Consider the following 26,790-nt stretch of genomic DNA (forward strand, 5'->3'; position numbering starts at 1 on the left):
CGCGAAGCGCGCGCGCACGCGCGGAATCACTTCACGCGCGAAGCGCTCCAGGTTCCCGTGGGTGCGCTCCGGCAGGATTCCGGGCGGGGCGGCCCAGCCCACGAGGTCGGTGACTCCGAACTTCTGCACGAACTCGACGACCTGCTCGGCGCACTTCTCCGCGTTTCCCGTCATGTAGGTCTGGGGAATGCGTCCCGGGTCGTTGAAGGCGGCGACCTTCTCGCGTGACTCGCTCGCCCAGTTTCCATAGTGGACCATCCGGTATCTCTCGGCGGCGCGGAACGGGGGCCAGTCGCGCTCCGGGTCGTCGGTCACGAGCCAGGAGCGGATGATGCCGATGCGCCGGGCGTCTGGGTCGGCGCCCCGAGCGCGCAGCTCGCGCCGCCAGGGCTCGATCGTCTGCGCTGCGCTGCCCTGCGGCAAGAGGTTCACGCCGAAGCGCGCGGCGCGCAGCGCGCCCGCCTCGCTCTGCGCCGCGAGCCAGAGCGGAATCCCGCCGGGCTGCGCGGGTCTGGGAAACACGGGCACGCCGTCGATCCGGAAGCGCTTGCCCTGGAAACGCACGGGCTCGCCGACCAGCGCCTGCTTCAGGATCTGTACGGCTTCCTCGGTGCGAGACACTCGCTCGGCCTGCGGAATGCCGAACGCGCGGAACTCGTGCGGCGCGTAGCCCATGCCCACGCCCAGCTCCATGCGCCCGCCGGACAGGTTGTCGAGCACGCACAGGTCCTCGGCGAGCTTCAGCGGATGGTGGAAGGGCGCGAGCACCACGTCGGTCGAGATGCGGATGCGCGAAGTGCGCGCAGCGAACGCGCCCGCGACGGCCGTGAACGAGGGCAGATACCCGTCGTCCACGAAGTGGTGCTCGGTGAGCCACACCAGGTCGAAGCCGAGCTGGTCGGCGAGCGCGACCTGCTCGAGCGTCTGGGCGTAGAGCAATGGGTTCGGGATCCCGGAGTCGGGCGGGTTGCGGAAGTCGTAGGCGACACCGAAGCGCAGCGTGGGTCTCATGGCGCGAGCTTACCCCGCCGCGCGGAGACGCCGGTCCCGCCACTCGAGCACGAGGTCGTCGCTGCGCACCGCGCTCCAGTCGAACGGGCGTGCGAGGTCGAGGCCCGCGAAGCCGGCGATCTGCGCGCGCAGGTCGACGGCCGACGCCTCGGCCGACAGCTCGCGCCACCCGACCGCGCCGTGCAGCTTGGCGAGCTTCTCGCCCGAGCGCTCGAGAAACAGGAAGTGGTGGCGATAGCTCGGGGTCGGCAGATCGAGCGCGCGCTGCAGGAGCACGTGAGTCGCGCTCGCGCTCGCGAGGTCCCGCCCGCGCACGATGCGGCTGATGCCGCCCCGCCCGTCGTCCACGACCGCGGCCAGGTGATAGGCGATCGCGCCGTCGCGCCGGCGCAGCACCGGGTCGCCCATCTCGCGCCGCACGTCCTGCGAGAGGTCGAGGCCGCTCTCGTCGCGCAGCTCCACGCGCCCGTCCGGCACGCGGAAGCGCAGCGTCGCGTCGGCCGCGCGCCAGCCTCCGGCCGGGAGTGACTTCTCGCGGCAGCGCTCGGTGTAGCGCCAGCCGCCGTCCGCGGCGCGCGTGCCCGCGCGTGCGATCTCACTGCGGCTGCACGCGCACGGGTACAAGAGGCCCGCCGCGGCCAGGCGGTCGAGCGCCGCTTCGTGCGCGGGCCGGTGGTGACTCTGGAGCTCCTCGGCGTCCCAGTCCAGGCCGAACCAGCGCAGGGCGGCGCGCATGTCCTCGGCCGACTCGGGCGTGCAGCGCTCCGGGTCGACGTCCTCGAGCCGCAGCGTGAAGCGCGCGCCACGGGAGCGCGCGTCGAGCCAGGCCAGGAGCCCCGCCAGCAGCGTTCCGGGGTGGGCCGGGCCCGAAGTCGTCGGCGCGAAGCGGCAGCGAGTCACAGGAGAATCTTAGACCAGGTGCGCGGCGTCCTTGACGCATCGCCCGCGGTCTTCGATCGTCCAGCCACCCCCGAGGAGAGACGATGGCCGCCGACGGCGACCGCAAGGGTGGGCGCAAGCCCGTAGCGTACGACGAGAGCACGATCCAGACGTTGGACGCGCTCGAGCACATTCGCCTGCGCACGGGCATGTACATCGGCCGGATCGGCGATGGCACGCACCCCGCCGACGGCGTCTACGTGATGCTCAAGGAAGTGATCGACAACTCGGTCGACGAGTTCATCATGGGTCACGGCAAGAAGATCGAGATCGTGCGCGAAGGCGACACGGTCTCGGTGCGCGACTTCGGCCGGGGTATCCCGCTGGGCAAGGTCGTCGAGTGTGTCTCGCAGATCAACACCGGCGGCAAGTACAACGACGACGTGTTCCAGTTCTCGGTCGGCCTGAACGGCGTGGGCACCAAGGCCGTGAACGCGCTCTCGGCGAGCTTCGAAGTGACTTCGTGGCGCGAGGGCAAGTTCCGCCGCGCCAGCTTCAAGCAGGGCAAGCTCACGTCGGACAAGCAGGGCAAGGGCGCCGACGAGCCGGACGGCACGCTGGTGCGCTTCACGCCCGACCCCGTCATCTTCAAGACGACTCACTGGAACGACGAGCTGATCGGCGACCGGCTCTGGTACTACGCCTATCTCAACACCGGGCTCGCGCTCAGCTACAACGGCAAGACCTTCAAGAGCGCCGGCGGGCTCGCGGACCTCCTGGCCAAGGAGATCGGCGAGGAGCCGGCGGTCTACGAGATCCTGCACTGCAAGCTCGATCGGCTCGAGTTCGCGTTCACCCACACGCACCAGTACGGCGAGAACTACTTCAGCTTCGTGAACGGCCAGTTCACGAACGACGGCGGCACGCATCAGGCCGCGTTCCGGGAGGGTCTGCTGCGCGGGGTGAACGAGTTCGCCGGCAAGGACTTCGCGGGCGAAGACGTGCGCGACGGCCTGGTCGGTGCCGTGGCGGTGAAGATCCAGGACCCCGTCTTCGAGTCACAGACCAAGAACAAGCTCGGCTCGACCGACGTGAAGCCGTGGATCACCAAGGAAGTGAAGGAGCAGGTGATCCTCTGGCTGCACCGCAACACGCAGGCGGCCGAGGCGCTGATCGAGAAGATCAAGGCCAACGAGAGACTGCGCAAGGAGCTGTCGGCGATCAAGAAGCAGGCGCGCGAGCGCGCGAAGTCGGTCGCGATCCGCATTCCGAAGCTCGTCGACTGCAAGGCGCACTACAACGAGCTGCTCGACGCGCGGCGCGAGGAGTCGACCATCTTCCTGTGCGAGGGCAACTCGGCCGGCGGGCCGATGATCAGCTCACGCGACGTGCACACGCAGGCGATCTACACGCTGAAGGGCAAGCCGCTCAACACCTACGGCCTGCAGCGCGACGCGGTGTACAAGAACGAGGAGCTGTACAACGTGATGCGCGCGCTCGGCATCGAGGACGGCCTCGACGGGCTGCGCTACAACCGCGTGGTGATCGCCACCGACGCCGACGTCGACGGCATGCACATCCGGAATCTCCTCATGACCTACTTCCTGCGCTACTTCGAGGAGCTGGTGCAGAAGGGCCACCTGTACATCCTCGAGACGCCGCTGTTCCGCGTGCGCAACAAGAAGGACACCCGCTACTGCTACAGCGAGAAGGAGCGCGACCGCGCCATGGAAGACATCAAGGGCGCGGAAGTGACTCGCTTCAAGGGCCTGGGCGAGATCTCGCCCAACGAGTTCGGCCAGTTCATCGGCGCCGACATGCGGCTCGTGCCGGTATCGATCGCCAACCAGCACGAAGTGTCTTCCAGCCTCGAGTTCTGCATGGGCAAGAACACGCCCGCACGGCGTGACTACATCGTCGAGAATCTCGTCCTCGACGTGAGCTGAGGGGGCGCGTCATGTCGAACCTCGCACCGCTGATGAAGCGGAACTTCCTGGAGTACGCGAGCTACACCATCCTCGACCGCGCGCTGCCCGACCTGCGCGACGGCTGCAAGCCGGTGCAGCGGCGCATCCTGCACACGCTGTACGAGATGGACGACGGCCTGTTCCACAAGGTCGCGAACGTCATCGGCGAGACCATGAAGCTGCACCCACACGGCGACGCGTCGATCGGCGACGCGCTCGTCGTGTTGGCGACCAAGGACTACTTCATCGAGCGACAGGGCAACTTCGGGAACCCGGTCACGGGTCACGAGGCTGCGGCGCCGCGCTACATCGAGTGTCGACTCACTCCGCTCGCGCGCGACACGCTTTTCAACCCGAACCTGACCGAGTACTCGCCGAGCTACGACGGCCGCCGGCTCGAGCCGGTGTTCCTGCCCGCGAAGCTGCCCGTGGTGCTGATGCTGGGCGTGGAGGGCATCGCCGTCGGCATGGCCACGCGCATCCTGCCCCACAACTTCGTGGAGCTGCTGCGCGGGCAGATCGCCATCCTGCAGGGCGAGCGCTACCGGCTCTACCCCGACTTCCAGAGCGGCGGCCTGATGGACGTGTCGGAGTACGACAAGGGCCGCGGCAAGGTGAAGGTCCGCGCGCGCATCGAGGCCAAGGGCGACAAGACGGTCGTGATCCGCGAGATCCCGTGGAGCACCACCACCGAGTCACTCATCGCGTCGATCGAGACCGCGGCGCAGAAGGGTCGCGTCAAGATCAGCGGCATCGAGGACTTCACCACCGACAAGGTCGAGATCGAGCTGTCGCTGGCGCGCGGCGTGTACGCCGAGGAAGTGATTCCGCAGCTCTACGCCTACACCGACTGCGAAGTCTCGCTGCAGTCGTCGCTGCTCGTGATCCGGGACGAGAAGCCGGTGGAGATGACCACCGCCGAGGTGCTCGAGGACGCCACCGAGCGGCTCAAGAAGCAGATCAAGGCCGAGCTCGAGCACGAAGAGACCAAGCTCGTCGACCGCCAGCACTGGCTCACCCTCGAGCGCATCTTCATCGAGAACCGCGTCTACAAGAAGATCGAGACCGCCAAGACCGAGGAGCGGGTGAACGACGCGGTCATGACCGGCATGGCAGAGTTCAAGCGCCAGTTCGTCCGGCCCATGGTCGAAGACGACGTGAAGCGGCTGCTCGAGATCCGCATCCGGCGCATCTCGGCCTACGACATCGAGAAGCACAAGGAAGAGCTCGCGGGCGTGGAGGGCGAGCTCGAGGCCACGCGCAAGAAGCTGAAGCAGCTGACCAAGACCGTGATCGCCTGGCTCGAGTCACTGCTCGAGAAGTACGGCGAGCAGTACAAGCGGCGCACGAAGATCACGTCGATCGAAGAGGTCGACAAGAAGGCCGTCGCCACGGCCAACATCAAGCTGTCCTACGACGAGGAGTCCGGCTTCTTCGGCTCCGACGTGCGCGGCTCGGAGCACGCGCTGCAAGTCACCGAGTACGACCGCGTGCTCGCGGTCTCGAGCGACGGCACCTACCGCATCATGGCACCACCCAAGAAGGTGCTCCTGCCGCGAAAGGTGCTGTATGTCGGCGTGTTCGAGCCCGAGAAAGGCAAGGACTTCACGCTCGTGTACCGCGACGCCGAGCGCAACGCCTACGGCAAGCGCGTGCACATCGAGTCGTTCATCCACGACAAGGAGTACCGCTTCTTCAAGGACGACAAGGGGAAGATCGACCTCTTGCTCGAGGGCGACGGCCCTTTCGGCAAGGTCCACTTCCAGTTCGTCGCGCAGAAGCGGCAGCGCCAGAAGGAGTCCGATTTCGACCTGGGCGAGCTCGAGTTCGCGGGCATTCCCGCGCGCGGGCAGAAGCTCGCGCCCAAGCCCGTCGCGCGCGTGAAGCACCTTCCGCCCGAGTTGTGACCTGAAACACGTTCTCGTGTCTCGAAAGTGAGAGACACGGGCGTTTCGTCACATTCACTGACTGGGGTCGTGCGCTAGCCTCGCCCCATGTCAGCGGCAGAGCTCGTCAACCGCGTGCTTCGGCCGCTCGGCGTGCGACTCACTCGCGCGCGGCCTGCGGGCTGGCGCGTGGGGCGCGCCGCGAGCGGCGTTTCGACGCTGATCGACGTGGGCTGCGCCTGGGGCACGCCGGAGTTCTACGCCACTGCGCCGAAGGCCGAGCTGTTCCTGGTGGACCCGGTCGCGGAGTACGAGGCGGCAATCAAGAGAATTCTCACGCAGCGCCCAGGGAGCTACACGCTCACCGCGCTCGGCGCCGGCTCCGGGACCTTGGAGCTCAACGTCGAGCTCGACGCACCGACGCGCAGCTCGGCGCTCGCGCGCACCGAGCTCACGCGCACGGGCGGCCGGATCGAACGCCGCCGCGTGCCTGTGACGACGCTCGACGCGCTGGTCGAGCGTCACTCGCTGCGGCCCCCCTTCGGGCTGAAGATCGACGCGGAAGGCTACGAGCTCGAGATCCTGCGCGGCGCGGAGAGCACGCTGCGCGAGACGCGCTTCGTGGTCGCAGAGACCTCGGTGCAGCGCCGCTTCGCGGGCAGCTACCGCTTCCTCGATCTCCTCCAGCTCATGGACGCGAGCGACTTCGTGCTCGAGAGCGTGCTGCACGCCGGCACCGACCGCGCCGGCGTGGTCCGCTATCTCGACCTGTTGCTCACGAACAAGCGCGCGGCGTAGTCACGCGTCGGGCCGGTGCTTCTTGCGCCAGGCGATCAGGGCCTTCTCGGCCTCGGAGCGATTCGTGTGCACGCTGATCTCGAAGCCGCCGCTCTTCAGCATCTTCTCCACCGAGCGGTTGGCCGACATCTTCGAGACCTCTTTCTCGGGCGCGACCGCGGCCTCGTAGACGGCGCCGGCGCGGATGAACTCGGGCCAGAACCAGCCCTCGATCCACTTCACGTCGCCCGGATCGATCACCGCGAACTTGCTCGCGTCGGCGAGCCACAGCGCGCCGGGACGCGCCTTCGCGGCGTCGATGCAGGCCTGATAGGCACGGCGCAGGTCGGCGCCCTTGCGGAACACCGGGAGCCACTCGGACAGGTAGTACTGGTGGTCCTCGTTCCAGTGGATCCGCACGATGTCGTCCTGATACACGAGCGTGAGTCCGGCCATGGTCAGTCGCCTCCGTGCTTCCCGCGCCGCTCGAGCAGGGCCGCCTCGGCCTCGGCGCGGCTCGCGTGTACGGTCACCTCGAAGCCGCCCTTCTGGATCGCCTTCTTGGCCGAGCGGCTCGCGGACATCTTCGAGACTTCCTTCTGCGGGGGAATCACCGCCGCGTAGGTCGCGCCCGCGCGCACGAACTCGGGCCAGAAGGTCTCCTCGATCCATTTCACGTCGGCCTGGTCGACCACCGTGAACTTGCTGGAGTCGATCAGCCAGAAGGCGCCGCGGCGCGTCTTCGCGGCGTCGACGCACGCCTGGTAGGCCCGGCGCAGGTCGGCTCCCTTGCGGAACACCGGCTGCCAGTCGGACATGTAGTACGCGTGTTCCTCGTGCCAGTAGATCCGGACTGCGTCGTCCTGGTACACCAGCGTCAAGCCGGCCATCGCCACCTCCCGTCGCGCGAGTCTGTCGACTATTCGGAGCGCGCGCCGTGGGGCTACACTCGGGCGCGAAATGTTGCGCCGTATCGTTCTGGGCCTCGTGTCACTGGTGCTCGCGGCCGTCCTGTATGTCGCGATCGGCCTGTTCCTCGCGAAACGTGCCATCGTGCGCATCGCACCGCCGTTGCCCTCGGCCGAAGACGTGATGGACTTCGATCCCACGGCCGACCTGCCGGTCAAGCTCTCGTACTGGAACACGGCCGATCAGAAGGTCCCGCGCAGCGCGGTGCTCGAGGCCAAGCTCGACCCGAATCCGACCGCGCCCTACGTGCTGGGGCTGCCGTCGTTCGTGCTCGAGTGGGCGGACGGCCGCATCTTCCTGGTCGACCTGGGCATGGACCCCGCGGCGGCGAAGGACTTCGGCCGGCCGAGCGAGCTGTTGATCGGCGCGAGCCCCATGCAGACCCACGGCTCGATCGCCGAGAAGCTCGGCGCCGCGCTCGAGCGCGTGGGCGGTATCTCGTTCACGCACGAGCACACCGATCACACCGAAGGAGTGACCGAGCTGTGCCGGCTGCACCCGGGTCCGATCCCGGTGTATCTCGGGCGGCTGTGGAGCGAAGAGTCGAACTACACCACGCGACCGGGGCTGCGCCTGCTCGACGCGGCGAAGTGTCTCGACCAGCGCACGGTCGAAGGCGGGCCGCTGCTCGGCATCCGCGGCTTCCCGGGTCTCTCGTTCTTCGCGGCGGCCGGCCACACGCCCGGCTCGCAGGTGTTCGTGGCACACGTGCGCACGGGTGACTCGGTGAAGACCTGGATCCTGGCCGGCGACATCGCGAACAACATCGACGGCATCCGCCACAACGTGCCCAAGCCGCGCATGTACAGCGTGCTGCTCGTGCCCGAGGCGACCCAGCGCCTCGACACGCTGCGCCGCTTCCTGCAGGAGCTGGAGCGCGACCACGGCGCCACGGTGCTGGTCGCGCACGATCTCCTGGCCTTGCAAGCTTCCGGCATTCCCTCCTTATAGACTACGTTCGCCTGCGGCTCACTGCGCGCGGCTCCGCCGCTTGCACGCCTCGCTCAGGGCGGCCCTCGCTCGGCTCGCTGGTCCGGTAAGCTCGCGCGGATGTCGCCTGCCGTGTTGTTCGCCGTGGTCCTGGCGCAGACCTGCGGCGGAATCACGCCCATTCTCACCAAGCTCGCGCTCGTCGGGCTCGGGCCGTGGAGCATGGTGGCCGCGCGCCAGCTGATCGGCGTGGGCGTGCTGTTCGCGCTCTCGAAGCTCGTGCGCTCGAGTGACCCGGCGGCACTGCCGCGACGGCCCTTCTCGCGGCGCGACTGGCTGCTCTTGTTCACCGTGTCGTGGGCGGGGTTCGCGCTGCCGCAGGTTCTTCTGGCCCACGGCATCGCGCGCTCGAGCGGCACCAACGGCGCGCTGCTCTCGCCGCTCGAGCCGATCGGCATCCTGATCGGCGGGGCGGTGTTCTTGCGCGAGCGACTCACTTCCTGGCGGCTGCTCGCGGTGAGTCTGGGCACGGTGGGAGCGCTGTGCATCGTGGCCCAGGGCGGCGTGCGCCCGGAGCTCGGCGACCCGCTCGGCGACGCGCTGATTGCGGCGGGTCACCTCTCCTGGGCGATCTACACGCTGGCGGCCAAGCCGCTGCTCGAGCGCCATGATCCTGGCCGCGTGTCGCTCTGGGCGCTCGTGCTGTCGATCCCGCTCCTGCTCGTGCTGGCCGTGGGCGAGCCGATCGACCTGGGGCGCGCGCTGCCCGAGCTCGGCTGGCTCACGCTCCTCGCGCTGACCTCCAACGCGATCGGGCCGCTGGCATGGAACTGGGCGCTGCGCTCGATCAGCGCGGGCACCATGGCGGCGTTCATCTTCGTTCAGCCGCTGATCGGGCTCCTGGCGGCGCGCGCGCTGCTCTCCGAGCCGGTCGGCCCGCTCGCGCTCCTGGGCGCGGGGCTGATCCTGGCGGGAGTCACTTTGGAGGCACTGCGATCGGCTCCGGAATCGCGCGCCGCGGCGCTCTAGCGGAGTCGAGCGAGAAGACCGCGATCCCCGTCCAGATCAGCAGCAGCGCGACCGCGCGCGCCTCGCCGAACGATTCGCCGTAGAACGCGACCGCGAGCACCGCCGAGAGCGTGGGCGCGAGATACTGGATGAAGCCGAGCGTCGACAGCGGCAGGCGCCGCGCCGCGCGCGCGAACCACATGAGCGGGAACGCCGTCACCACGCCGGAGAGCGCCAGCAGGAGCGACGTGCGCGACTCACCGCCCAGAATGTGACTCTGCCCGTGCGCAGCGCCCCAACCCAGGAACGCCAGCGCCCCCGGCGCGATCAGCGCCGTCTCGATCGTGAGTCCCACCAGGGACGAGACGCGAGTCAGCTTGCGCAGCAGCCCGTACAGCGAGAAGGAGCCGGCGAGCGCCAGCGGGATCCACGGCGCAGCGCCGGTCCCGGCGCCCAGCACCCCCACGCCCGCCGCCGCCAGCCCCAGTGCCGCGAGCTGCGAGCGCTTCATGTGCTCACCCAGGAAGACCACGCCCAGGGCGATGCTGACCAGAGGATTCAGGAAGTAGCCGAAGCTCGCCTCGACGATCCTGCCCACCTGCACCGCCCAGATGAAGATCCCCCAGTTCACGGCGATCAGCGCGCCGGAGCCGCACAGGGCGAGCCGGCGCTTCCGGTCGCCCAGGACCTCGCGCAGCTCGCCTGCGCGCCCGAGCCCCAACACGAGCGGCACCGTGAACACGAGTGACCACACCACCCGGCTGGCCACGACCTCGAGCGACGGCACGTCGGACAAGAGCTTCCAGTAGGCGGGCGCGAGGCCCCACCAGCCGTATGCGGCCACGGCATAGCCGGCGCCCGCCCATCGTCCGTCCGGCTCGCTCTTCATCACGCGCTGGAATGCATCCTATCCTGTCGAGGTGTCGGACTGCTTCGTATGCCGGAAGCACCGCGGGGAGGTCGACATTCCCGGCGGGGCGATCTACCAGGACGACCTGGTCTACGCCAGTCACATGGCCATGCCGGACTCCGGAGCGGACGTGTATCTGGGCACGCTGTTCGTGGAGCCCAGGCGCTGCGTCGAGGGCTTCGGTGACCTGACCCGGCCCGAGGCCGAGCGCGTGGGCTGGCTGGCGAGCCGGCTCGCCGCCGCGCTGCGCACGAGCGAGGGCGCCGAGCACGTGTACCTGTTCGTGCTGGGCGCGCACGTGCCGCACCTGCACCTGTGGCTCGCGCCGCGCTATCCGGGCACGCCGCGCGAGTACTGGGCCATGCGCCTGGGCGAGTGGCCGGGGGCGCCGCGCGGGGGGCGCACGGAGGTCGCCGCGCTGTCCGAGCGCGTGCGCCAGCAGCTCAAGCCGACTCAGTGACTTGACGTCCGGTCTTGTGGAAGCGCTGGCCGCGCCAGATCCCGCCGGGGTGCGCTTCCTCCGGCTGACCGAGCCCGGCGAGCCGTCGCACCGTGGACAGGCGCATGGGCAGCATCTCCTCCCAGGGCAGCGCCACGAGTGACTCGGCGCGCCGGCCGCGCCGATAGGCGCGCGTCACGTAGCGGAGCCAGGGCCGCCCGCGCGAGCGGAAGACCTCGAAGAACGCGCCCGCGGTGAGCAGGGCGTTGGCCCGGCCACCGCTCTGACCCTGGCTGAACGCCAGGAGCGTGGCTTCGCCGAGATCGTCGGTGCCGTAGCCCGTGACCACGTGGGCCAGGTCGTGCACGAGCCCGATCCGGTCGGCGAACCAGTTGCGCACCGGATCGAGCGGTGGCAGGCCGTGCTGCGCCTGCCAGCGCCGGCGCGTCTCGTGCTGCAGGTCGATGAGACCCGTGGTGCGGAAGCCCGTGTCGGCGAGATAGTCGAGATACGCGCGCCCGAGGCTGTCGGGGGACAAGCGCGCGAGCGCCGCCTGGTCGGAGAGCGCCGCCGCGAGCGAGGGCTGCTCGGCGAGCAGCGCGCGCCCGGCGGGGCTGGCCGCGAAGCGGCGCAGCGTGCGCTCGAAGTCGCGCCCGCCGATCGCCAGGATCACGTCGACCGCGCGCGCCGTGTCGTCGGGGTCGCGCAGCAGCGCCTGCAGGGCGCCCAGCGCCGTGCGCCAGCGCATCCGGCTCGCCTGTGGGGAACGGAACGGAATGGCAGTCACTTCGTCTCCTTGGCGCGGCGCGGCGCCCGCCGCGCGCGCTTCCCGGGGGTGTCGCCGGTGGGGTCCTGGGGCGGCGCGGCGAGCGCGACCAGGCGGCGCGGCCGTCCGGCGAAGCGGGAGGCCGCCACGGGCGCGAGGAAGATCTCGGCGGCGCGCTCCATGCGCTGGCGCAGCGAGTCACTCTGCTCGTCGTACAGCCAGCCGATGATCGTGCCGTTGCTCAGGCTCTCGAACGCGCGCGCCAGGTCCACGGCCGGCGCCACTGGCCGCAGGTCGCCGCGCGCGAGCCCACGCTCCATGAGCCGCACGAGCTGGGCCGAAGTGACTTCCCGCGTGCGCCGCGCGGCCAGCCCCTCGTCGAGGCCGACGCTGATGCGCGCGATCTCGCGGAACACGCCGCGATAGAAGCCCCGGTAGGCCTCGATGCCCGCACCCATGTGGGAGAACAGCGCGCGCACGATCGCGGGCGTGGGAGTCACCCGGTCGGCGAGCGCATTCTCGAGCATGCCCTGGAAGTACGCGACCACGTCGTCGGTGATCGCCTCGACCAGCGCGTACTTCGATGCGAAGTAGTTGAAGACCGTGGCGCGGGCCACCCCGGCCGAGAGCGCCACGTCGGCCATCGTGACCGGCTCGACGCCGCGCTCGGCGAACAGCGAGCGGGCCGCGTCGAGGATCCGCTCGCGCTGCCGGCTCTTGCTCTGCGCGCGGGGCCCGGAAATCATTGGACCCGAGTCTAACGGAATTTGGACTCGAGTCCAAGATTGGCTTTCGGCTAGGCTCGGCGCATGGAGAAGCTCGCGCGCGCCCGCGACGGCTACGCCGAGCGGATCCGCGCGCTCGCGGGTCTGCGCTCGCCGGCCCTGCTGCGGGGGCTGTCACGGGTCCCGCGCGAGGAGTTCCTCGGCCCGCCCCCGTGGCGCTTGCTCACGGTCGCCGACCTGGGGCGCGGCTACCGCGAGACCTCGGACCCGGCGGAGCTCTACGACAACGTGCTGGTCGCGCTCGACGCGGAGCGACGGCTCAACAACGGCGAGCCGGCGGCGCTGTTGCGCTGGCTCGACTCACTCGAGCTCCGCGCGGGTGAGCGCTTCCTGCACGTGGGCTGCGGCGTGGGCTACTACACGGCGATCGCGGCCGAAGCCCTGCGGCCTGGCGGGCGGGCGCTGGGCGTGGAGCTCGACCCGAGCCTGGCCGAGCGCGCGCGCCACAACCTGGCCGGCCGCGACGACGTGGAGATCGTCTCAGGCGACGGCGCCAGTCTCACCGGCCAGAGCTTCGACGCGATCTTCGTGAATGCGGGCGCCACCGAGATCCTGCCCGCCTGGCTCGACTCACTCCTGCCCGGCGGGCGGCTGCTCCTGCCGCTCACCGTGGGCATCGGCCAGCCGAACCTGGGCGTCGGCTTCATGCTGCTGGTGCGGCGGGACGCCGACGGCGACCGCGCCGAATTCCAGGGACCCGTCGGGGTGTTCCACTGCGCGGGCGCGCGCAGCGAATACGGAGAGTCACAGCTGCGTCGACTCTTCGCAGCTCGACCCTCCGGGGCGTTGCCGCTGCGGCGCCAACCCCATCGCGAGGACTCGAGCTGCGCCCTTCACGGCGCGGGGTTCTGCCTCGCACATCCAGCGAGGCACGAATGAAACGAGCTCCGGGCGCACCCTTCAGCGGCAACGCAGCGGTCGTGGCGCGGGACTACCGCGGTTGGTTTCTCGGTCACTTCGTGCCGGGCGACGAGCCGCTGCACAGCCGGGACGTCGAGGTGAAGTGGACCACGCACGCCGCGGGCGAGACCCGGCCCGAGTGGTCGCCGCCGGGCCCGGTGCGCACGCTGAACCTCCTGATCCGCGGCCGCTTCGCCGTGCTCTTCCCCGGCGAGGAGGTCGTGCTCGAGCGGGAGGGCGACTTCGTGGCATTCGGACCCGGCATCGCGCACTCGTTCCGCGCCATCGAGGAGTCACTGGTGATGACGATCCGCTGGCCCTCGCGCCCGAGCTAGCGCCAGGACTGGAGCTCGATCGCGTTGCCTTCGGGGTCGGTCACGTAGCACCAGGTGACGCGCGCGCCGCTCGCGTACGAGAGCGTGACCACCTCGCCCAGCGCCGAGCCGCCGCGCGCCAGCACCTCGCGCCGCGCCGCAGGCACGTCGTCGACCTCGAACGCCAGGTGCGCCAGGCCGGGCCGGTTCACGGCGCGCCGGCCGGGTCGGTGTGGGCGCCGTAGCTGTAGATCTCGAGCGTCGGCCCGCGCTCGCCGTGACCCGGCAGGCGCAGGTGCACGCCGCGCAGCGTCGCGCCGGCGACGCCGGTGCCCGCTTCCAGGTCCCGGCCCGCGAGGTCGCGCTCGGGCGGCACGAGCACGCAGCCGAACACCTCGCCGTAGAAGGCCGCGAGCGCGCGCCAGTCGACGGCGATCAGGTTCGTGTGCGCGTAGCGGGCGCCCGCGATCACGGCAGCTCACTCACACGCGCGCGCAGTAGTAGCCGAGCTCGCCGAGCAGCGACCCGCGCGCGCCGACCTGCGCGGCCTCGCGAAAGCCGGCTTCGCGCATGAGCCGCGCCAGGCCGTCCTCGGCGTTCGAGCGCAGGCTCTGCTCGCGGTGGACCAGCTTCGCGAGCAGGGCACCCAGACCGTGACCCGTGCCTGCGAAGTCGACTACGTGCAGTGACCCGCCCGCGCGCAGCACGCGCCGCAGCTCGCGCAGCACGGCCGGCTTCTCGGCGCTCTCGAAGTGGTGGAACACGAACGACGAGATCACGCGCTCGAAGCTCGCGTCGGGGAACGGCAGTGAGTCGCCGAAGCCCTGCTCGAACGCGATCGCGACGCCGGCCTGCGCCGCTTTCCGCTCGGCCCGGGCCAGGGCCTTCTCGTCGGGGTCGAGCGCCACCAGCTCGATCGCGGGCTCCAGGCGCTTGGCCACGAGCGAGAGCGCGCCCGTGCCGCAGCCCAGGTCGAGCACGCGCTGTCCGGGCGCGAGCCGGGCCTGAGTGACCAGCTCCTGCTGCGCGCCGCGCGTGCCCAGGAGCCGCGTGAACGGATCGTAGAACGGCAGCAGCCAGTCGGCGCCGGCCGCGGGAACGAAGTGTCGGTGTGACTGCGCCATCCGCTCTCACTAGCTCGGCGCGGGCAGGCCGAGGTCTTTCGCCAGGAGCTGAGTCACCGTGTTGTTGGTCTCGAACGTCGAGTCGGCGGGCATGACCCCGTAGTGCACCATCTGCTGCGCGATCCGGCTCATGATCACCGCGAAGCGGAAGCCCGCGAACACGGAGTAGAACTTCTGCCAGCGCGTCTTGCGGCCGGTGAGCTGTTCGTAGCGCGCGATGGTCTCTTCGTAGCTCGGGAAGCCGGGCAGGCGCGGCACGCCGATGCCCTCGCTGTGGTGGCGGTCGAGGAAGATCGCCCAGGCCAGGTCCTCCTCTCCGTTGCCGTGCGTGACCATCTCCCAGTCGAGCACCGCCTGGACCTTCGTGCCGTCGGGCTCGAACAAGATGTTGCCGATGCGCGCGTCGCCCCAGACCAGTGAGTCGGGCTCGTCGTGGGGCTTGTTCTCCTGCAGCCACTGCCAGGCGGCCTCGGCGGTGGGCTGCGGCTTGCCGCGCGCGGCCCAGCGCAGGTAGCGCTCGTAGTAGGCGAGCTGCTGCTCGAGCCCGCTGTGGCCGAGCTCGGGCTTGTCCACGAAGCCGAAGCCGAGCGCGCGCCAGTCCAGGTTGTGAATGGCGGCCATCGACTCGATTCCGCCCCACCACACGCGCGCCTGGTCGGCGGGCGGCAGGTCCTTGAGCCAGCCTTCCATGGTGTAGAGCGGCCGGTCCGTGGCGGCGCGGCCCTCGACCTTGGCCATCACGTAGAACGGCGCGCCGAACACGCTCTGGTCTTCCGCCTCGAGCCACAGCACGCGCGGCACCGGGATGCCCGCCGCGCCCAGGAGGCGCATCGAATCGAACTGCACGCGCATGTCGTACTCGGGAAACACCGCGAAGCCCGTGGGCTGGATGCGCACCACGAGTGACTCGCTGCGCCGCCGTCCGCCCTCGGTCCAGTCCAGGTCGAACAGGAGTGTCTCGTTCGAGAAGCCCGAGGCCTGTGGCGCCGAAAGCTCCGAGAGCCGCAGCTCGCCGGCGCCGGGCAGCTTCGCGCGCAGCCAGCGCTCCAGGCCCGCGCGTGCCTGGGCCAGGTCGCGCTGCCAGGCGGTCGGCACTAGCGGCGCGGCAGCCCGAGCACGCGCTCGGCGATGATGTTGCGCTGGATCTCGCTCGTGCCCGCAAAGATGGTGGGCGCACGCGACTGCAGCTCGCGCTGCGCAGCGCGGCCGCCCTCGGGCGCGCGCGGCGAGTCACCGCGCAGCTGGCCGAATGCGCCGGTCAGGTCGTTGCCGAGCGTGGCGAGCCGCTGGCCCATCTCGGAGTAGTAGAGCTTCTGCAGGCTGGCCTCGGAGCCGGGCTTGTGGCCGTTGGCGAGCGCGGTCAGCGAGCGCAGCGAGTTCAGCCGCAGCACCTCGAGCTCCAGGAACGCCTGCGCGAGCCGCTGGCGCGTGAGTCGGTCCTGCGTGGCCGCCCGGCCGCCGCGGCGCGCCGTGCGCGCGCTCGCTACCACCTGGTCGAACTCGCGCCGGTAGCCCGCGTAGCGCGACAGAGTCGAGGCACCGCGCTCGTAGCCGAGCACGGTGTTCGCGATCTGCCAGCCCTGGGTCGGCTTGCCGATCAGGTTCTCGGCCGGCACCACCACGTCCTTGAAGAAACACTGCGAGAAGCCGCGGTTCCCGGTCATCTGCACCAGCGGCGCGACCTCGATGCCCGGTGTCTTCATGTCGATCAGCAGGAATCCGATGCCCTCGTGCTTGTCGGCCTTCGGATCGGTGCGCACCAGACAGAAGATCCAGTCGGCGCGGTGCGCCTGACTCGTCCAGATCTTCTGCCCGTTCACCACATACTGGTCGCCGCGCAGCTCGGCCGTGGTGCGCAGGTTCGCGAGGTCGGAGCCGGCGCCCGGCTCCGAGTAACCCTGACACCACATTTCCTCGGCGCGCAGCATCGGGCGCAGGAAGCGCTTCTTCTGCGCCTCGCTGCCGTGGTGGACGATCGCCGGGCCGCACAGACCGATGCCGAGCCCGTTGATGGTCGGCGGTGCGCCCGAGAGCACGAGCTCCTCCTGGAGCAGCGCATTCTCCACGTGCGTGCGGCCCTGGCCGCCGTACTCCTTGGGCCAGGTGACTCCCACGTAGCCCGCGTCGTAGAGCTCCTGGTGCCAGCGGCGCGTGCCGTCGAAGACCGAGTCCTCGGTCTCGAACTCGTCGCCTTCCTTGTCCTTCCACCAAGCGGGGACGTGCGCGCGGATCCAGGCGCGCGCGCGGTCGCGGTACTCGAGCTCGGCTGGCGAGAACGTGAAGTCCATGCCGGGATTGTACCTCCGCCGCGCGCGCTCAACGGCGGCGGCCGCCACCTCCACGCCCGCCCCCGAAGCCGCCTCCGCCGCGTCCGCCGTAGCGGTCGCCGAAGCCGCCACCACCGTCGTGGTCGCCCCAGTGGCCCTCGCCCCCGCCGCGCTCGCCGCCCGCGTTCTGCATGCCGTTGACCCGATTCTCGCCTTCGCCGCGTGCGGCCTCCTCGCGGTTGGCCCAGGAGTTGTCGCCGTGTGAGTCCTGCCAGCCGCCTCCGGAGTTGCTCTGCCAGCCATCGCCGTTGCGGCGGTACACCGAGCCGTCCGACCCGGCGTAGTGATCGTTGGCCCCGGGGCTCGTGTACGTCTGACCGGTGCGGGCGCTGGTGACCGACGACGAGCTCTCGACCGAGGGCCGCTCTCCGGGCTGGCTCGAGACACTCTCGCTGTGGCTCACCTCGTTGCCCTTCTGGCCCGTGTAGGACTCGGAGCCCGAATAGCTCTCGGCTCCCGTGGCCGCGTTGTAGGTCTGCTTGCGAGACACGTCGCCGGTGTCGCCGCCCGGCGTGTCGATCGACCGGCTGTAGCTGCGCTGGCCCTGCCCGGTGTAGGGGTTGTAGCTGCGGTTCGCGTTGTAATTGCCGGTCGTGCCCGTCGCCTGGTTGTGGTAGGTGCCGCCCGAGCTCTGCCCGATGGTGCCGTTCGAGGTCGTGGCCCAGGTGGTGGTGCCGGTGGTCTTCACGTTGCCGTACTGACCGTAGACGTTGGCGCTGGCGGAGCCGCAGCACGGGTAGCCGTGATATGCGGCGGAGTAGGCGTAGGGGCTGGCCCAGGAGTCGACGACCGCGGCCGTCGCCAGACCCATGCCGTAGCCGTAGGTCCAGCCGGTCGCGGGGCCGTACACGGGCACCGCGGCGATCCCGTAAGTCACCGGGGGCGGGTAGTAGACCGTCCCGACCCAGGGCTGGTAGGCGTAGCCCGTGCCGTAGACGACCACGCCGTCGGGCTCCACGACCGTCCCGAGATACCCGGGGGTGTAGCCGGTGTAGATCTCCGTGTCGGTCGCGCCGTAGATGTGCACATAGGTGACGTAGTGCAGCGCGGAGCTCGTGGGGATGGCGTAGATCACCGCCGGCACGCTGCGCGCGACGACCCACGGGCCGAACGATCCGGTCGCGGCGAACCAGACCCCGGCGCGCAGTGCGTAGTAGCTGTGAGGGTCGACGAGGATCACGGGCGCCGGTGAGTTGACGGCGTACTGCAGCGGCGTGCCGGCGATCGGCGCGAAGCGCGGCTCGCCGTCGTAGCTGGCGTCGAAACGCGGCGGATCGTCGCTCGAGATCGTGCCGGTGTTCGGGATCGAGTTCTCGATCGCCGCCTCGCGGGCCTGCGGCGTGCCGGCGATCGACGCGAGCACGACGCCCGCTGGAGACTCGGGGGGGATCTTCCGGAAGTCACCCGGCAGGTCGCCGCTCGCGACGTAGGTCCACGGGCCGTCGAGTGAGGCCGCCCGGTACCAGCGGCCGGACACGAGCAGGTAGTAGCTGGCGTGCGCCTCGTCGAAGATCAGGTCCGAGGCGGTGTTCGTGCACCAGCGCAGCACCGTGTCGGGAATCGGCGTGGTCTCGGGCGGACCCTTGAGCACGATCAGCTCGCTCGGGACCTGACTCAGGTAGATGACCGGAGCACCGTTAGCGAGCGACGGCTTGGGGTCGGCGCGGCCGCCGTCGAGCAGGTCGACCAGGCCCTCCTTCCCCAGGCTCTCGGCCGTCGCATCCAGGCCGGACGGCGCCGCCGCGGCGGCCTGCCAGGGGCCGTCGAGCGAGGCCGCCGAGAGCCAGCCGTCGTACACGTGCAGGTAGTAAGTCGTGCCGCCGGGAACGCGCGCGATCAGCGCTCGGGTGTTGATCACGCGCTCCAGGCTCTGCCCCTCGACCGCCCGCATCACGGGCTTGCCGTCCACCGGGATCAGGATCGCCGGCACCTGACTCACCAGGATGCGGGGCACGTCGTTCTTCACCGGCGCGCCCTGCGCCGACGCGGACGTGTTCGCCGAGAGCGACGCCACGAGCCGATCGAGCGACACCGTCCGGGACTGCAACGGCAGCTCCTGGCGCAGGACCGCGAGATAGTCCGCGCCGTCGTCCGACACGCCCGGGAAGCTGCTGCGGGTGAGCGCGAGATCGCTCAGCGTGACCTGGCGGAGCTCGCGGTTCACGTCGGTGCGCGCGCTGGCCCAGATCACGCCGTAGTGCTGCGCATCGCCGCTCGCCGAGCGGAAGGCGACGGCCGCGCGGAACTGGATCTGGTTGCCCTGCCAGCTCTCGACCTGCGGCTGATACACCACGAGCGAGCCGTCGCCGAAGGGAAGCTGGCGCGGCCAGGGGTCCGCGCTCGCGGGCTGGGGCGCCGCCGCGGAGGGTGACTCGAGAGGCTGCGCAGGGGAAGGAGACTTGCACGCCACGGCCGCGCCGAGCGCTGCGCACACCACGAGCCCATGGATCCAGCGCATTCGCCCACTCCTCCCTGCCGGTGCCCGGGCGCATTGTGGCACGCGAGAGATCCGGAAACGGTTCGAGGCCGGTAAGGTTTGAAACCCGTTCCCTTCGTAGGTTTGCCGCCCATTGCAACCCTTTCAGAGGAGAACGAGTCATGGAACCGCTTCGTCGAACCGCCGCCCTGGTGTACGGGGTGGTCAGCTACGCGCTCTTCTTCGTGACCTTCCTGTACCTGGTCGCCTTCGTGGGCAATTTCGCCGTGCCCAAGACGATCGACTCCGGCGTGCCCGGCCCGATGGGGCTCGCCGTGGTCGTGAACGGCTTCCTGCTGGCGCTGTTCGGCGTGCAGCACAGCGTGATGGCGCGCCCGGGCTTCAAGCGCGCGTGGACGCGCCTGCTGCCGGCCTCGATCGAGCGCAGCACCTACGTGCTGGCCTCGACCGCGGTGCTGGCCGCGCTCATGTACTTCTGGCAGCCGATCCCGACGCCGATCTACGAGCTCGGCGGCCCGCTGTGGGGCGCGGCGCTGGCGCTGTATCTGGCCGGCTACGGGATCGTGCTCTACTCCTCGTTCCTGATCGACCACTTCGACCTGTTCGGCCTGCGCCAGGTGGTGCTGCGCGCGATGGGTCGGGTCTACACCGAAAAGCGTTTCAAGACGCCCACCCTGTACAAGCTGATCCGCCACCCGCTGTATCTCGGCTGGATCATCTCGTTCTGGGCCGCCCCCGTGTTCAGCGTGGGTCACCTCTTGTACGCGAGCTTCTTCACCGCCTACATCCTGATTGCGATTCCGTTCGAGGAGCGAGATCTCGCCGCGCAGCTCGGCGAGCCGTACGAGCGCTGGCGCAGCGCGACCCCTGCATTCGTGCCGCGCATCGGCCGGAGCTCCGAGTCCGGGCCCATCCCCCGAGAGGCCCGCTGATGGCTGCGCCGGAGCTCGACCCGGAGAAACTCCAAGGCTTCGGGGCCAAGCTGCTCGGCGCGCTCAACGGCGCTGCAGTCGCGCTCATGACGTCGCTCGGCCACCGCACGGGGCTGTTCGACGTCATGAGCCGGCTGCCGCCCGCGACTTCCCGGCGCATCGCGGACGAGGCGGGGCTCGACGAGCGCTACGTGCGCGAGTGGCTCGGCGCCATGGTGACCAGCGCCGTGGTGGAATACGACCCGGCGCGGAGTCACTACAGCCTGCCGCCCGAGCACGCCGCGCTGCTCACGCGCGAGGCGGAGCCGGACAACCTGGCCGCGACCTTCCAGTGGATCCCCCTGCTGGCGTCGGTCGAGGACCGGGTGCTCGAGTGTTTCGAGCGCGGCGGAAATGTCTCGTATCTGGCGAACCCGCGCTTCCGCGCGGTGAAGGAGGAGGAGAGCGACCGCGTGGTCGTGGGGCAGCTCGTCGAGGACATCCTGCCGCTCGTGCCCGGTCTGCCCGACGCGCTGGCGCGCGGCATCGACGCGCTCGATGTCGCCTGCGGCAGCGGCCGCGCGCTGAACCTCCTGGCCGGTGAGTTCCCCAGGAGCCGCTTCACCGGCTATGACCTCTCGGTCGACGCGATCGAGGGCGCGCGCGCCGAGGCGCGCGACCTGCGGCTCGGGAACGTGCGCTTCGCCGTGCGCGACCCCGGCGAGCTCGAACAGCGCGAGGCGTTCGACCTGGTGACCGCCTTCTACGCCATCCACGACCAGACCCGGCCCGAGGCCGTGCTGCGCGGGATCGCGCAAGCGCTGCGACCGGATGGCGTGTTTCTCATGCAAGAGGTCGCGGCAACCAGCCGTGTCGACGAGGATTCCGCCAACCCGCTCTCGCCGTTCCTCTACACGGTGTCGTGCCTGCACGGGCTCACCGTCTCACTCGCCGAGGGCGGCGAGGGCCTGGGGCTCATGTGGGGCTCCGAACGCGCGCTGGCCATGCTGGAAGCGGCGGGCTTCGGCCGGGTGGTGCTGCGGCGGCTGCCGCGCGACCGGGTGAACCTGTACTACGTGGCCCGCAAGTGACTCCGGGCCCGCGCTCGCCTAAGCTCGGCGAGCGATGCGGCACCGCTTCGGGGAATACGAGCTCGACGAGGACGCGGGAGAGCTGCGCCATCGCGGCGCCGCGGTCGAGATCCAGCCCAAGCCGCTGGCCCTGCTGATGCTCCTGGTGCGCGAGCGCGGACGCGTGGTGCCGGCGCGCGAGCTGCTCGACTCACTCTGGCCCGACACCCGGGTCGGCCCCGCGTCGCTCACGCGCGCGATCTCGCACGCGCGGCGCGCGATCGGCGACACGAACCGCGGCGCGCTGATCCGCAGCGTGTCTCGCCGCGGCTACCGCTTCGCGGGCGAGGTGGTGGCGCTCGACGCCGGGGCCGCGCCCGCGCTCGCGGCCACACCCGGTCCCGCGCGCGTGTTCGTCGGGCGCGAAGACGCGCTGGCGCGGCTCGAGCGCGCGTTCGCCGAGGCGCTCGAGGGGCACGGCGCGGTGGCGCTGGTGCTGGGGACCGCAGGCATCGGCAAGACCCGGCTGATCGAGCACTTCACGGACGGCGTGGCGGCGCGCGGCGCGCGCGTGCTGCTCGCGCGCAGTCACTCCGACGACGGCGTGCCCCCGTTCTGGCTCTGGGTGCAGGTGCTGCGCCAGCTCACCGGCAGTGACTCGAGCGAGCTGGCCCGGCTCGTGCCCGAGCTGGCCGGCGCGCACGGCCCCGAGCGCTTCCTGTTGTTCGACGCGGTGACGCGGTTGCTGGCGGCCGCCGCGCGCGCCCGCCCGCTGGTGATCGCGCTCGAGGACCTGCAGTGGGCCGACGCACCGTCGCTGCGCCTGCTCGAGCACCTGGCGTTCGAGGCAGGGCGGGAGTCGCTGGTGGTGATCGCGACGGTGCGCGAGGGCTTCCGCGAGCGCGGTCACCCGCTCGACCGCACGCTGGCCGCGCTGCGCCAGCACGAGCGCACGCTCGAGCTCGCGCTCGGCGGCTTCTCGCGGCGCGAGGTCGCGCTGTGGCTCGACCGCGTGTTGGGCCGACCTGCGCCGACCGACCTGATCTCGGAGCTGTTCGCGCGCACGGAAGGCGTGCCGCTGTTCCTGCGCGAGGCGATCCGGCTGCTCGGCGAGCGCGGCGCGCTCGACGCGCCGGAGCGCGTGCCGCGCGCGGGCATGGCGCTGCCCGGCCGCGCGCTCGACCTGATCCGCCGCGCGCTCGACTCGCTCTCGCAGAGCGCGGGGCTGCTCGTGGCGAGCGGCTCGGTGCTGGGGCGCGAGTTCACGCTCGCCGCCGCCGCCGAGCTGGCGCAGCTCGAACGCGACGAGTCACTCGACCTGTGCGACGAGGCCACGCGCGCGGGCGTGCTCGAGGCCTCGCCCGATGCCGCGGCGAGCTGGCGCTTCACGCACGCGCTGTACCGCGAGGCCGCCTACGCCGGCCTGGCCGCCGGCGAGCGCGTGCGCCTGCACCTGCGCGCGGCGCGGCGGCTCGAGCGCGAGCACGCGGGCGACCTCGAGCCGGTGATCGCCGAGCTCGCGCACCATCACCACCGCGCGCTGGCCGTGGGGGAGCCGCCGCGCGCGCTCGAGTACTCGCGCGCAGCCGCGGCCCGTGCCGCGCGGCTCGGCGCGTGGGAGCAGGCGGTGAGACACTACGAGGACGCCGTCGCGGCGCTGCCCCACGTGCGCCCGCTCGCGCCCGAGGACCGGATCGGCGTGCTGCTCGAGCTGGGCGAGACCTGCCGGCTGTCGGGTGACCGCGCCCGCCGGCGCGAGGTGCTCGCGCAGGCCATCGAGCTGGCCCGAACGCACGGTCGCGCCCAGGACCAGGCGCGCGCCGCGATCGCGCTGACCGACCTCCAGGACTGGAGCGCGCGCGACGAGGAGGCGCGCGCCGCGGTGAAGGACGCGCTCGGCGTGATCGGGGACGAGCCCAGCGTCGCGCGCGCGCGCCTGCTGACCCGGCTCGCCTACCACGAGATCCGCAGCGCGCACGAGACTGCGCAGACGATCGCGCGGCTGGGGGTCGAGCTGGCGCGCAAGCTGGGCGATCCCGAGTCACTCCAGGACGCGCTCTACGTGCTGCATTTCTCGCTCGGCGGGCCCGATCACACGGCCGAGCGCGCCGAGCTGGGCGAGGAGATCGTGCGCGCCGCGCTCGACTCGCACAGCCGCGATCGCGCGCTGATCGCGCTCGTCGACCTGGCGAGCGACCGGGTGATGCTGGGCGACCCCGCCGGGGCGCGCGCGCTGCGCGCCCGCGCGGGCCAGGTCGCGGGCGAACGTCCGGCGCCGATGATGCGCTGGCACGAGGGCGTCTACGACACGGGCATCGCCGCGCTGGAGGGCCGCTTCGACGACGCGGCCGCGCTCGCGCAGGACACACTCGGCTTCGGCCGGCGCGTCGAGCATCCCTACGCGGCAGGCGTGTTCGCCGGCCAGCGCGCGCTGATCGCGCGCGAGCGCGGCGACGACGCCGCGCTCTTGGCCGCCTTCGAGCCTGGCATCGGCGCGCGGGTCGGCCCGTTCCACTGGACCCGCGCCGTCGTGGCACGCGCGCGCTTCGCGCTGGGGCGCGAGGCCGACGCGCGCTCCTTGTTCGAAGACCTGGCGGCCTCGGACTTCGCCGACGTGCCGCGCAACCTGCGCTGGACCGGCACGTTCGTCGAGCTCGCACACCTGTGCGCCGACCTCGACGACGCGGCGCGCGCGAAGTCACTCCGCGCCTGGCTCTCGCCCGTGGAGCACCAGCACGGCGCCTTTCCGGTCGCGGTCATGTACGGCGGCCCGGTACGCTTCGCGCTGGCCCGGCTGGCCGAGACGCTGGGCGACCGCGACGAGGCCGTCGGGCTCTACGCGGAGTCACTCGAGGACGCGCGGCGCCTGGGTGCGCGGCCCAGCGAGGCGCGCATCGCGGCCCGCTTCGCGCACTGTCTCGAGCCCCGCGAGCCACGCCGCGCCCGGGCGCTTTTGATCGAGGCCGAACGCACCGCCCGCGAGCTCGGGCTCGCCGGGATCCAAAGCTACTCGAACGAGAGCGCGCGCAGGTAGCTCGGCCCGCCCAGGCGCGCGGCCTCGAGCGCGATCTTCTCCGTGCGCGCGCGCACGTAGTCCGACGGCCGGTCGGCGTGCAGCTTGCGCGGCGCCGGCAGCACCGCCGCCAGGCGCGCGGCCTGCTCGCGGTCGAGGCGCGACGGAGACTCGTCGAAGAAGCGCTCGGCGGCGGCACCCACGCCGAACACGCCCTTCCCGAACTCGGCCGTGTTGAGATACACCTCGAGGATGCGGCGTTTGGGCCAGAGTGTCTCGAGCAGCACCGTGAAGTACGCCTCGACGCCCTTGCGCACCCAGCTGCGGCCCGGCCACAGGAACAGGTTCTTCGCGACCTGCTGACTGATCGTGCTCGCGCCCCGCGACGGCCCGCCGTCGGCCTGGTCCTCGATCGCGTCGGCGATCGCGTCGAAGTCGAAGCCGGCGTGGATCGGGAACTTCTGATCCTCGGCCGCGACCACCGCGATCGGCAGCTGGGGCGAGATCTCGCGGTAGGGCACCCAGCGGTAGTCGGTCGAGTACTCGTGGTCGCCCGTGAACAGCGCTTGCAGCCGCGCCTCGACCATGAAGGCCGTGGTGACCGGACGCACCCAGCGCATGACCAGCACCGACGCGACCGACCCGACAAAGAACAGTGTCAGCACGCGCGCCGCCATGCGCGCGGCCGGATGCGAGAGCAGCACGCGATTGCGCGTGCCGCGCGCGCGCACGCGGCGGTTTCCACGCCTGCGCCGGCCGGTCGTCGCCGCGCTCCTCACGCGGCGGTGTGTACGGAATCCGCGACGGGGGCGCTATCTGCCCGTGAAGCGCACCTTTTCCTTCTTCAGGAAGCCTTCGACGCCGGCGCGGAAATCCTCGCTGCGGCCGGTGTACATCATGGCCTCGGCCTCGAGATCGAGCACGTCGCGCAGGTGACCGTGCTCGGCCAGGTTGAGGTGGCGCTTCATGTAGCGGTACGAGAGCGGCGGGCCGCCGGCGATGCGCCGCGCCAGCTCGTCGACCTCGGCGCGGAACGACTTGGCGGGGAACACGCGGTACAAGAGACCGATGCGCAGCGCCTCGGCGGCGTCGATGCGCTCGTTCAACAGATACAGCTCGCGCGCCTTGGCCGAGCCGACGAGCTTGGTCAGGAAGTACGAGCCGCCGAAGTCGCCCGAGAAGCCGATGCGCGCGAACGCGGTGGCGAAGATCGCCGTCTCACTCGCCACCCGGATGTCGCAGGCCAGCGCCATCGACAGCGAGGCGCCGGCGGCCGCGCCGTTGATCGCAGCCAGCGTGGGCTTGGGCATGGTGTGGAGCAGCCAGGACGACTCCTGCAGGCGCTTCAGTGAGTCGTACGACTGCTCGAGCGTCTGGCGCTGGTTGCGGTCCGCCGGGCTGGGGCCATCGCTCGGCGCCAGGTCGGCCCCAGCGGAGAACGCGCGTTCCCCCGCGCCCGTGAGCACCACGACCCGGACGTCCGAATCAGCCGCCACCTCGTGCAGGGTGCGGGTGAGCGCCTCCAGCAGCTCCGTGGTGAGCGAGTTCATCTTGTCCGGGCGATTCAGAGTGACGGTGGCGATACCATCTTTGCGCTCGACGAGAACGGTGTGCGACATGCCGCCGATTATACTGAGGAGAAGATGTTGAGTGCGGCGCTGTTCGGGGGGGCGATCTTCGGGGGAATCCTGGTGTGTCTGGTGTTGGGCCGCGTCGCCGCCAAGCGGCGGCTGCGGGACGATCCGGAGCACGCGCGCGAGGGCGCGACGGCGATCGAGACCGCCGTGTTCGGAGTCATGGGGCTGTTCCTCGCATTCACGTTCTCGGGCGCGCTGCAGCGCTGGGACGTCCGTCGCGAGCTCGTGGTGTTGGAGACGAACGCGATCGGCACGGCATGGCTCCGCATCGACCTCCTGCCCACGGCCGCCCAGCCGCCGATGCGCGAGCTGTTCCGCAAATATCTGGACGAGCGCGTGGCCATGTACGCGGCGATGCCGGACGTCTTCGCGGCCATGTCCGCGCGCCAGCGCGCCGAGACACTACAGGGCGAGATATGGAAGGCCGCGATCGCGGACTGTCTCACCGCGGAAGGCGAGAAGGCGCGCATCCTCCTGCTGCCCGCGCTGAACGAGATGTTCGACATCACCACCACGCGCAACATGGGGCTGCTCACGCATCCGCCGGCGGTGATCTACGTGCTGCTGTTCATCCTGCTCTTGATCAGCGCGGGCATGGTGGGCGCTGCCACCAGCGGATCGCGCAAGCTCAGCTTCGGCTACGCGCTGGGCTTCGCGCTGGTCATGGCGATCACCAGCTACGTGATCATCGACCTCGAGTATCCGCGCGCGGGGCTGATCCGCGTGATTG

26 protein-coding genes are annotated in these 26,790 nt (G+C 70.7%); 12 read left to right on the plus strand and 14 right to left on the minus strand.

What is annotated here, in order from left to right; genetic code table 11:
- On the minus strand, positions 1 to 1,011 hold a 1,011-nt coding region (locus VMR86_16875; protein ID HTO08723.1), incomplete at its 3' end, for an LLM class flavin-dependent oxidoreductase.
- A gap of 9 nt (positions 1,012 to 1,020) precedes the next feature.
- On the minus strand, positions 1,021 to 1,911 hold the full coding sequence (locus VMR86_16880) for a glutamate--tRNA ligase family protein (protein HTO08724.1): 891 nt from the start codon (positions 1,909 to 1,911) through the stop codon (positions 1,021 to 1,023).
- Positions 1,912 to 1,994: 83 nt separating this feature from the next.
- Here VMR86_16880 and VMR86_16885 point away from each other — a divergent pair, with 83 nt between their 5' ends.
- The 3 genes from VMR86_16885 to VMR86_16895 all read left to right on the plus strand — a co-directional run bounded on the left by VMR86_16885 (position 1,995) and on the right by VMR86_16895 (position 6,541).
- Positions 1,995 to 3,836, plus strand: coding sequence for a DNA topoisomerase IV subunit B (locus VMR86_16885; protein HTO08725.1), 1,842 nt, complete (start codon positions 1,995 to 1,997; stop codon positions 3,834 to 3,836).
- A gap of 11 nt (positions 3,837 to 3,847) precedes the next feature.
- Positions 3,848 to 5,764 carry a DNA topoisomerase IV subunit A gene (locus VMR86_16890; GenBank protein HTO08726.1) on the plus strand — a complete coding sequence of 639 codons (1,917 nt, stop codon included), beginning with the start codon at positions 3,848 to 3,850 and terminating at the stop codon, positions 5,762 to 5,764.
- Positions 5,765 to 5,851: 87 nt separating this feature from the next.
- Positions 5,852 to 6,541 carry an FkbM family methyltransferase gene (locus VMR86_16895; GenBank protein ID HTO08727.1) on the plus strand — a complete coding sequence of 230 codons (690 nt, stop codon included), beginning with the start codon at positions 5,852 to 5,854 and terminating at the stop codon, positions 6,539 to 6,541.
- Here VMR86_16895 and VMR86_16900 read toward each other — a convergent pair whose 3' ends face one another.
- Together VMR86_16900 and VMR86_16905 are read right to left on the minus strand one after the other, a co-directional pair.
- Complete coding sequence (locus VMR86_16900) at positions 6,542 to 6,976, minus strand: hypothetical protein (GenBank protein ID HTO08728.1); 435 nt, start codon at positions 6,974 to 6,976, stop codon at positions 6,542 to 6,544.
- 2 nt (positions 6,977 to 6,978) lie between these two features.
- Entirely contained in the window at positions 6,979 to 7,410 is a 432-nt protein-coding gene (locus VMR86_16905) for a hypothetical protein (GenBank protein HTO08729.1), read from the minus strand.
- A 70-nt stretch (positions 7,411 to 7,480) separates the two neighbouring features.
- Between VMR86_16905 and VMR86_16910 the strand changes: the two genes are divergently transcribed.
- Together VMR86_16910 and VMR86_16915 are read left to right on the plus strand one after the other, a co-directional pair.
- Positions 7,481 to 8,440: an MBL fold metallo-hydrolase gene (locus VMR86_16910; GenBank protein HTO08730.1), complete on the plus strand. Its 960-nt coding sequence runs from the start codon at positions 7,481 to 7,483 to the stop codon at positions 8,438 to 8,440.
- A 99-nt stretch (positions 8,441 to 8,539) separates the two neighbouring features.
- Positions 8,540 to 9,448 carry a DMT family transporter gene (locus VMR86_16915; GenBank protein HTO08731.1) on the plus strand — a complete coding sequence of 303 codons (909 nt, stop codon included), beginning with the start codon at positions 8,540 to 8,542 and terminating at the stop codon, positions 9,446 to 9,448.
- Here VMR86_16915 and rarD read toward each other — a convergent pair.
- Positions 9,396 to 10,316 (minus strand): EamA family transporter RarD, encoded by a 921-nt coding sequence (gene rarD / locus VMR86_16920; protein ID HTO08732.1) that lies wholly within the window; start codon positions 10,314 to 10,316, stop codon positions 9,396 to 9,398. The genes VMR86_16915 and rarD overlap by 53 nt on opposite strands.
- 31 nt (positions 10,317 to 10,347) lie before the next feature.
- Here rarD and VMR86_16925 point away from each other — a divergent pair, with 31 nt between their 5' ends.
- The gene (locus tag VMR86_16925; protein ID HTO08733.1) at positions 10,348 to 10,797 is read left to right on the plus strand and encodes an HIT family protein; all 450 of its coding nucleotides are present in this window, start codon (positions 10,348 to 10,350) and stop codon (positions 10,795 to 10,797) included.
- Here VMR86_16925 and VMR86_16930 read toward each other — a convergent pair.
- Both VMR86_16930 and VMR86_16935 read right to left on the minus strand, forming a co-directional pair.
- Positions 10,781 to 11,563 carry a Coq4 family protein gene (locus VMR86_16930; protein ID HTO08734.1) on the minus strand — a complete coding sequence of 261 codons (783 nt, stop codon included), beginning with the start codon at positions 11,561 to 11,563 and terminating at the stop codon, positions 10,781 to 10,783. The two genes, VMR86_16925 and VMR86_16930, sit on opposite strands and share 17 nt — an antisense overlap.
- Complete coding sequence (locus VMR86_16935; protein HTO08735.1) at positions 11,560 to 12,288, minus strand: TetR/AcrR family transcriptional regulator; 729 nt, start codon at positions 12,286 to 12,288, stop codon at positions 11,560 to 11,562. The genes VMR86_16930 and VMR86_16935 overlap by 4 nt, the downstream gene beginning before the upstream one ends.
- Before the next feature lie 63 nt (positions 12,289 to 12,351).
- On the opposite strand from VMR86_16935, the gene VMR86_16940 reads away from it, so the two are divergent.
- Both VMR86_16940 and VMR86_16945 read left to right on the plus strand, forming a co-directional pair.
- Positions 12,352 to 13,206 carry a methyltransferase domain-containing protein gene (locus VMR86_16940; GenBank protein ID HTO08736.1) on the plus strand — a complete coding sequence of 285 codons (855 nt, stop codon included), beginning with the start codon at positions 12,352 to 12,354 and terminating at the stop codon, positions 13,204 to 13,206.
- A complete protein-coding gene (locus tag VMR86_16945) occupies positions 13,203 to 13,562 on the plus strand; it encodes a signal peptidase I (protein ID HTO08737.1) in 360 nt (119 codons plus the stop codon). Before VMR86_16940 ends, VMR86_16945 begins: the two co-directional genes overlap by 4 nt.
- Here VMR86_16945 and VMR86_16950 read toward each other — a convergent pair.
- Genes VMR86_16950 through VMR86_16970 form a run of 5 tightly spaced genes read right to left on the minus strand, consistent with a single transcriptional unit; the run spans position 13,559 to position 19,450 of the window.
- The gene (locus VMR86_16950) at positions 13,559 to 14,023 is read right to left on the minus strand and encodes a VOC family protein (GenBank protein HTO08738.1); all 465 of its coding nucleotides are present in this window, start codon (positions 14,021 to 14,023) and stop codon (positions 13,559 to 13,561) included. The genes VMR86_16945 and VMR86_16950 overlap by 4 nt on opposite strands.
- Positions 14,024 to 14,665: a class I SAM-dependent methyltransferase gene (locus tag VMR86_16955; protein HTO08739.1), complete on the minus strand. Its 642-nt coding sequence runs from the start codon at positions 14,663 to 14,665 to the stop codon at positions 14,024 to 14,026.
- A 9-nt stretch (positions 14,666 to 14,674) separates the two neighbouring features.
- Positions 14,675 to 15,760 (minus strand): phosphotransferase family protein, encoded by a 1,086-nt coding sequence (locus tag VMR86_16960; GenBank protein HTO08740.1) that lies wholly within the window; start codon positions 15,758 to 15,760, stop codon positions 14,675 to 14,677.
- Complete coding sequence (locus VMR86_16965; protein ID HTO08741.1) at positions 15,760 to 16,953, minus strand: acyl-CoA dehydrogenase family protein; 1,194 nt, start codon at positions 16,951 to 16,953, stop codon at positions 15,760 to 15,762. Before VMR86_16965 ends, VMR86_16960 begins: the two co-directional genes overlap by 1 nt.
- A 28-nt stretch (positions 16,954 to 16,981) precedes the next feature.
- On the minus strand, positions 16,982 to 19,450 hold the full coding sequence (locus VMR86_16970; protein ID HTO08742.1) for a hypothetical protein: 2,469 nt from the start codon (positions 19,448 to 19,450) through the stop codon (positions 16,982 to 16,984).
- A gap of 140 nt (positions 19,451 to 19,590) precedes the next feature.
- Between VMR86_16970 and VMR86_16975 the strand changes: the two genes are divergently transcribed.
- The 3 genes from VMR86_16975 to VMR86_16985 are packed head-to-tail and all read left to right on the plus strand — an operon-like array spanning position 19,591 to position 24,444.
- Positions 19,591 to 20,361 carry an isoprenylcysteine carboxylmethyltransferase family protein gene (locus VMR86_16975; GenBank protein ID HTO08743.1) on the plus strand — a complete coding sequence of 257 codons (771 nt, stop codon included), beginning with the start codon at positions 19,591 to 19,593 and terminating at the stop codon, positions 20,359 to 20,361.
- A complete protein-coding gene (locus tag VMR86_16980; protein ID HTO08744.1) occupies positions 20,361 to 21,431 on the plus strand; it encodes a class I SAM-dependent methyltransferase in 1,071 nt (356 codons plus the stop codon). Before VMR86_16975 ends, VMR86_16980 begins: the two co-directional genes overlap by 1 nt.
- Positions 21,432 to 21,465: 34 nt before the next feature.
- Positions 21,466 to 24,444, plus strand: coding sequence for an AAA family ATPase (locus VMR86_16985; GenBank protein ID HTO08745.1), 2,979 nt, complete (start codon positions 21,466 to 21,468; stop codon positions 24,442 to 24,444).
- On the opposite strand, the gene mtgA is transcribed toward VMR86_16985, so the two are convergent.
- Both mtgA and VMR86_16995 read right to left on the minus strand, forming a co-directional pair.
- Entirely contained in the window at positions 24,417 to 25,202 is a 786-nt protein-coding gene (gene mtgA, locus VMR86_16990) for a monofunctional biosynthetic peptidoglycan transglycosylase (GenBank protein HTO08746.1), read from the minus strand. The two genes, VMR86_16985 and mtgA, sit on opposite strands and share 28 nt — an antisense overlap.
- Positions 25,203 to 25,235: 33 nt before the next feature.
- Complete coding sequence (locus tag VMR86_16995) at positions 25,236 to 26,042, minus strand: enoyl-CoA hydratase (GenBank protein ID HTO08747.1); 807 nt, start codon at positions 26,040 to 26,042, stop codon at positions 25,236 to 25,238.
- A gap of 24 nt (positions 26,043 to 26,066) precedes the next feature.
- Between VMR86_16995 and VMR86_17000 the strand changes: the two genes are divergently transcribed.
- The coding region (locus VMR86_17000; GenBank protein HTO08748.1) for a DUF4239 domain-containing protein at positions 26,067 to 26,790 on the plus strand (724 nt) is incomplete at its 3' end.

This window comes from Myxococcota bacterium, from assembly GCA_035498015.1.
Classification (GTDB): Bacteria; Myxococcota_A; UBA9160; order SZUA-336; family SZUA-336; genus VGRW01.

Coding starts and splice junctions, on each gene's coding strand:
- VMR86_16910 (HTO08730.1), top strand. CDS start 7,481: ATGTTGCGCCGTATCGTTCTGGGCCTCGTGTCACTGGTGCTCGCGGCC.
- VMR86_16915 (HTO08731.1), top strand. CDS start 8,540: ATGTCGCCTGCCGTGTTGTTCGCCGTGGTCCTGGCGCAGACCTGCGGC.
- VMR86_16980 (HTO08744.1), top strand. CDS start 20,361: ATGGCTGCGCCGGAGCTCGACCCGGAGAAACTCCAAGGCTTCGGGGCC.
- VMR86_16955 (HTO08739.1), bottom strand. CDS start 14,665: ATGGCGCAGTCACACCGACACTTCGTTCCCGCGGCCGGCGCCGACTGG.
- VMR86_16890 (HTO08726.1), top strand. CDS start 3,848: ATGTCGAACCTCGCACCGCTGATGAAGCGGAACTTCCTGGAGTACGCG.
- VMR86_16985 (HTO08745.1), top strand. CDS start 21,466: ATGCGGCACCGCTTCGGGGAATACGAGCTCGACGAGGACGCGGGAGAG.
- VMR86_16995 (HTO08747.1), bottom strand. CDS start 26,042: ATGTCGCACACCGTTCTCGTCGAGCGCAAAGATGGTATCGCCACCGTC.
- VMR86_16945 (HTO08737.1), top strand. CDS start 13,203: ATGAAACGAGCTCCGGGCGCACCCTTCAGCGGCAACGCAGCGGTCGTG.
- VMR86_16885 (HTO08725.1), top strand. CDS start 1,995: ATGGCCGCCGACGGCGACCGCAAGGGTGGGCGCAAGCCCGTAGCGTAC.
- VMR86_16975 (HTO08743.1), top strand. CDS start 19,591: ATGGAACCGCTTCGTCGAACCGCCGCCCTGGTGTACGGGGTGGTCAGC.
- VMR86_16970 (HTO08742.1), bottom strand. CDS start 19,450: ATGCGCTGGATCCATGGGCTCGTGGTGTGCGCAGCGCTCGGCGCGGCC.
- VMR86_16905 (HTO08729.1), bottom strand. CDS start 7,410: ATGGCCGGCTTGACGCTGGTGTACCAGGACGACGCAGTCCGGATCTAC.
- VMR86_16940 (HTO08736.1), top strand. CDS start 12,352: ATGGAGAAGCTCGCGCGCGCCCGCGACGGCTACGCCGAGCGGATCCGC.
- VMR86_16895 (HTO08727.1), top strand. CDS start 5,852: ATGTCAGCGGCAGAGCTCGTCAACCGCGTGCTTCGGCCGCTCGGCGTG.
- VMR86_16900 (HTO08728.1), bottom strand. CDS start 6,976: ATGGCCGGACTCACGCTCGTGTATCAGGACGACATCGTGCGGATCCAC.
- VMR86_16965 (HTO08741.1), bottom strand. CDS start 16,953: ATGGACTTCACGTTCTCGCCAGCCGAGCTCGAGTACCGCGACCGCGCG.
- VMR86_16935 (HTO08735.1), bottom strand. CDS start 12,288: ATGATTTCCGGGCCCCGCGCGCAGAGCAAGAGCCGGCAGCGCGAGCGG.
- rarD (HTO08732.1), bottom strand. CDS start 10,316: ATGAAGAGCGAGCCGGACGGACGATGGGCGGGCGCCGGCTATGCCGTG.